Source organism: Pedobacter sp. (assembly GCF_045628745.1).
Classification (GTDB): Bacteria; Bacteroidota; Bacteroidia; order Sphingobacteriales; family Sphingobacteriaceae; genus Pedobacter.
The window spans coordinates 1-3,410 of sequence record NZ_JAZQPU010000061.1 but is presented as its reverse complement, the minus strand read 5'-3'; the positions used below and the strand labels follow the sequence as shown (position 1 = coordinate 3,410).

The 3,410-nt window shown below is 38.6% G+C and carries 2 protein-coding genes and 2 pseudogenes; 3 read left to right on the top strand and 1 reads right to left on the bottom strand.

Going from position 1 to position 3,410, the window contains the following annotated elements:
- The 3 genes and pseudogenes from ACR2F7_RS02785 to ACR2F7_RS02775 form a co-directional block, all read left to right on the top strand.
- Window positions 1-178 (top strand): annotated as a pseudogene (locus ACR2F7_RS02785) (16S rRNA (guanine(527)-N(7))-methyltransferase RsmG); the annotation flags it as partial.
- A gap of 126 nt (window positions 179-304) precedes the next feature.
- Entirely contained in the window at window positions 305-1,390 is a 1,086-nt protein-coding gene (gene dprA, locus ACR2F7_RS02780; RefSeq protein ID WP_432712087.1) for a DNA-processing protein DprA, read from the top strand.
- Between the two features lie 117 nt (window positions 1,391-1,507).
- Window positions 1,508-2,872 carry a pyridoxal-phosphate dependent enzyme gene (locus ACR2F7_RS02775; RefSeq protein WP_432712086.1) on the top strand — a complete coding sequence of 455 codons (1,365 nt, stop codon included), beginning with the start codon at window positions 1,508-1,510 and terminating at the stop codon, window positions 2,870-2,872.
- A gap of 289 nt (window positions 2,873-3,161) precedes the next feature.
- Here ACR2F7_RS02775 and ACR2F7_RS02770 read toward each other — a convergent pair.
- Window positions 3,162-3,410 (bottom strand): annotated as a pseudogene (locus tag ACR2F7_RS02770) (UDP-N-acetylglucosamine 1-carboxyvinyltransferase); the annotation flags it as partial.

Sequence of the window (3,410 nt, the reverse complement as noted above, 5' to 3'; positions counted from 1 at the left end):
TGGAAAATTCAATAAGGATTCAAAGAATGCTATTGCCAATGGTATTTTATACCTTAAAGGAGGCGAATTAGACGAGGAAATTAAAGAATCAAGGTTAAAAGCTGAACTTTATCCTTTGTCGGAATACTTCGAGGAAGCTTTTTTTGAAACGAAATATGTTGTCTATATCCCCCAATAACCGATATTCTTCATCTGGCTTCTTAAAAGAGTTTAAAAATATGAATTCTTTTAAGGGCTAAACAATAGCAGCATTTTATTCTGATGGTGACATTAATATTTATATATATTAAGTTAGCCTATGAGTATGATCCATCAAATCGGACTGACCTTAATTCCCGGTGTAGGGCATGTGACGGCTAAAAATCTTTTAGGACATTTTGGTACGGCAGAAGCTGTTTTTAAAGCAAAACATACAGAACTGCTGGCCATACCGGGTATTGGCACCGTTACCGCCAGTCATATAGCTGCCAGCAAGGTGTTGCTGCAGGCTGAAGAACAGTTGAAAGCCATTGAAAAACTTAAGCTGCAGGTTTTGTTTTTTGGGGAACCGAACTACCCTCGCCGCTTAATGGAGTGCAGTGATGCCCCAGTATTGTTATATTATAAAGGTACGGCTAATTTAAATCATCCCCGCATTATTAGTGTGGTGGGTACCAGAATGGCGACCGATTATGGTAAACAACTCTGTGCTATGCTTGCCGAAAGTTTGAGGCCTTATGATGTGATGATTGTGAGTGGCTTAGCTTATGGCGTTGATATTGCTGCACATAAAGAAAGCCTTAAAAATAACATCCCCACCATAGGGGTGCTGGGCCACGGCCTGGATAGGGTCTACCCGTATCACCACCAAAGAATAGCCCAGCAAATGCTCGAAAATGGAGGTTTGTTAACAGAGTTTTCCTTAAACACCATGCCCGACCGGGAAAACTTCCCAAAACGCAACCGGATTATTGCAGGCATGTCTGATGCCACTTTAGTGGTCGAGGCGACTGTAAAAGGTGGTGCCTTGATTACGGCACATCTTGCACATTCTTATAACCGTGACGTTTTTGCTTTTCCCGGAAGGATCAAAGATGAATTCTCCCAGGGCTGCAACTTTCTGATTAAAACCAATAGGGCAGCATTGATCAACCATCCTCTAGACCTGGTATATGATATGGGATGGGAAGATGCACAGGACACACAACAATCTCTGCAAATCCAATTACCGATGGGCTTATCGGCCGAAGCGCATAAAGTACTCGAGATTTTAAAAACTGCACCTGCCTTAGTGGATGAAATTTCTGCGCGCACCTGTATTCCGCAAAGTAAACTAGCTATCCATTTGTTGACGCTGGAAATGCAGGGCATCATTACCGCTTTACCGGGTAAAGTATATAGGCTTAATTAGCTAATCTAGGGGCTTAGTGGGGTAAAATATTATTTGTGGTATGTCATATATTGAGAATTAAATTCTTTATTTTCATTTATAAATAGAATTCTGAGGGTCAAATCGTACTTTTGCAATATGTGGTATAATAATATTTTAGAAACAATCGGCAATACGCCCCTTGTTAAATTGAATAACATTACGAAGGAAATTGAAGCTACCGTTTTGGCGAAGATAGAATCTACCAATCCGGGTAATTCAATTAAAGACCGCATGGCGGTTAAAATGATTGAAGATGCCGAAAAAAGCGGTAAACTTAAACCAGGTGGAACCATCATTGAAGGAACATCCGGTAATACCGGTATGGGACTGGCCATGGCTGCTATCATAAAAGGGTACAAATGTATTTTTACCTCGACCGACAAACAATCTAAAGAGAAGTTTGATGCTTTACGTGCTTTTGGTGCAGAGGTTATCGTTTGTCCTACTAACGTAGAGCCTGAAGATCCCCGTTCTTATTACTCTGTATCATCACGTCTGGAGCGTGAGGTTCCCAATTCATGGAAACCCAACCAGTATGATAACTTATCGAATACACAGGCACACTATGAGCAAACAGGTCCTGAACTTTGGGAACAAACAGATGGTAAAATTACTCACCTCGTGGTAGGTGTGGGTACTGGTGGTACTGCCTCTGGTATTGGTAAATATTTAAAGGAAAAAAATCCTGCTATACAGGTGTGGGGTATCGATACTTATGGTTCGGTATTCAAAAAATATAAAGAAACTGGTGTCCTTGATAAGGATGAAATCTATCCTTACATCACTGAAGGTATTGGTGAAGATTTCTTGCCGCAGAATGTTGATTTCGACGTGATCGACTTGTTTGAAAAGGTAACTGATAAAGATGCTGCTTTGATGACCAGAGAGATCGCCAGAAAAGAAGGTATTTTTGCCGGTAACTCTTCTGGTTCTGTGGTTGCAGGTTTATTGCAGCTTAAAGATAAATTGAAACCTACAGATGTGGTTGTTTGTATTTTCCATGACCATGGTAGCCGTTATATGGGTAAAATGTATAACGAAGACTGGTTAAGAGAGCGTGGCTTTTTAGAAGATGGCAAATTAACTGCAGGTGATATTCTTGCTAAAAAAGAACAACAAGATATCGTTACCATTGATTGTGAAAAAACAATTATTGAAGCGATTAATAACATGAACGCTTTAAATATCTCTCAGATTCCAGTTACCCAAAAAGGAATGGTTGTTGGGAAATTGGAAGAAGGCGATATCTTAAGGGCTTTAATGGACAATCCTTCATTAAGATCTGCACAGGTACAGGAAATCATGACGGTTACTTTCCCTTTTGTAGACATGAATACTTCTATAGATAGAATTTCTGCCTTGATTAATAAAGATAACAGTGCTGTATTGATAGAAGCCATCAATGGCAAAATTGACATCATCACTCAATATGATATTATCAATGCTATTTCGAATAATTAATACGCTTTCATAAAGCATAAAAAAAGCCCCAATTTGGGGCTTTTTTTATGCTAATAGGTTTTTTTAGATTTTTGTGCTTTATTTAAATTTGCTTTTTGTGCTTTAATAAAGGGGTTACGCTTTGTTAAAAATTGTTTTTAGGCTTTAAATAAAGCGTATATAAAAGTTTTTTTAGATACTTTAAAAACGCTTTTATACTTTATTTAAACTCTTCTTTTATGCTTTAAATAAGGTTTTCTCATAAAAAAGGTGCTGCTTTAAATTTTAAAGCAGCACCTAATTCTATTTATTAATGACTTGGACCTGTACCTTCTACACGCTTAATTTGTGCGCCTAAGGCACGTAAGCGGATATCGATATCCTGGTAACCACGTTCAATTTGTTCAATGTTATAAATGGTGGATGTTCCTTCAGCAGATAAGGCAGCAATTAATAAAGAAACTCCCGCACGAATATCCGGAGAAGTCATGCTGATACCCCTTAACTTGTAAGCTTTGTTGATTCCGTTTACCGTAGCTCTGTGTGGATCGCAAAGAAT

Bases quoted from the DNA above. Each gene is read 5' to 3' on its own strand.
- dprA (WP_432712087.1), top strand. From the start codon at position 305: ATGATCCATCAAATCGGACTGACCTTAATTCCCGGTGTAGGGCATGTG.
- ACR2F7_RS02775 (WP_432712086.1), top strand. From the start codon at position 1,508: ATGTGGTATAATAATATTTTAGAAACAATCGGCAATACGCCCCTTGTT.